The following is a 542-nucleotide window of genomic DNA, read 5'->3' on the forward strand; positions in this document are numbered from 1 at the left end:
TGGGACCATCGCGTTGAAGCAGGATGGTTCGCCCTTCGGGCGAGCTCTGGAGGCGGCCCTCAAGGGGTGGGGATACGCGGTCGTCACCGACCAGACAACCGACAGCGGCACGACGATCGTCCCGCTTGCCTATGTTGTCGAGCTGTTCGAGGGCCAGGTCCTCGCGCGGCTGTCGACGAGCAGTGTCGAGCTCGGCCGTGCCTATGAGGTAACTACCACGGGCGCATCGCCGGCGAGCCCGCTCTCCGCGATGCGTCGCGGGTAGGGGGAGCCATGGTGCAATCTCTTAAGCTCGGCGGTGCGCCCAACAAGGACTCCGAGGCCGGCATCCGGCGCATCAATCGACTGCCGATCATCATCGTGATCGTGCTCGTCATCGCCTTCCTCGGCGTGATCTTCTACGGTCTCACATCGCGCGGCCTGCTTGTCCGCCAGAACACCGGCCCGGGCGATGGCTCCGGCAATCCGGCCTCGACCTTCGCCGACCAGCTTAAGCGAGGTGTAGGCGACGCCATCATCGGAGAACCACAGCAATCAACGAC

The 542-nt window shown here is 64.9% G+C and carries 2 pseudogenes; both read left to right on the forward strand.

From position 1 onward, the window contains the following. A pseudogene (locus EOC06_RS38390) lies at positions 1–265 on the forward strand (conjugal transfer protein TrbH); the annotation flags it as partial. A gap of 8 nt (positions 266–273) precedes the next feature. Next, positions 274–542, forward strand: a pseudogene (locus EOC06_RS38395) (conjugal transfer protein TrbI); the annotation flags it as partial.

Source organism: Mesorhizobium sp. M7A.F.Ca.MR.362.00.0.0, from assembly GCF_004023175.1.
Lineage (GTDB): Bacteria > Pseudomonadota > Alphaproteobacteria > Rhizobiales > Rhizobiaceae > Mesorhizobium.